The sequence below is a fragment of the Neisseria sp. P0022.S010 genome (assembly GCF_051956635.1).
Window position 1 is genome coordinate 1 of record NZ_JBQCXF010000769.1, and the last position, 791, is coordinate 791.

General features: G+C 53.7%; 1 pseudogene. It reads right to left on the bottom strand.

Annotated elements, in window-relative coordinates:
• Positions 1-791, bottom strand: a pseudogene (locus tag ACTHUT_RS21295) (IS5 family transposase); the annotation flags it as partial.

The following is a 791-nucleotide window of genomic DNA, read 5'->3' on the forward strand; positions in this document are numbered from 1 at the left end:
ACTTTGCTCAGTCCGAAATAGGCTGCCCGGGCATAGCGGAATTTACGGTGCAGCGTCCCGAAGCTTTGTTCGACCACATAACGGGTCTTCGACAAATTCCGGTTGCGTTTGGTTTGCGCTTCCGTCAGCGGACGGTTGCGGCGGGCTTTGCGCATAATGCCGTCCAGCAACTGATGTTCTTTCAGATGTTGCCGGTTTTCCGCACTGTCGTAGCCTTTGTCAGCATAGACGGTCGTGCCGTCGGCAATGCCCTCCAACAAAGGGGACAAATGGTTGCACTCATGGGTATTGGCGGGGTTGATGTGCAGTTTCTCGATATAGCCCTCCCCATCGGTACGGATATGTTGTTTGTAACCGAGTCTGTATAAACCGTTTTTCTTTGTCCAACGGGCATCTTTGTCTTTGCTCGGTGTGGTTTGGCCGCTGACTTGTCCTTTCTCATCGACTTCTATGGCCTGACGCTGCTTGCTGCCGGCGGTCTGAATAATGGTGGCGTCAATGACGGCGGCGGATGCTTTCTCTACTTTTGGCCTTTTTCGGTCAGTTGGCAGTTAATCAGTTCCAATAATTCGGACAGGGTGTCGTCTTGCGCCGCCAGTTGCGGTAGCGGCATAAGGTGCTGTAATCGGGGATGCTCAGTTCGTCAAAACGGCAAAACAGGTTGAAGTCGATGCGGGTGATGAGGCTGTGTTCGAGTTCGGGATCAGAGAGGCTGTGCCATTGTCCGAGCAGGACGGCTTTGAACATGGACAACAGTGGATAGGCGGGACGGCCGCGGTGGTCTCTAAGGT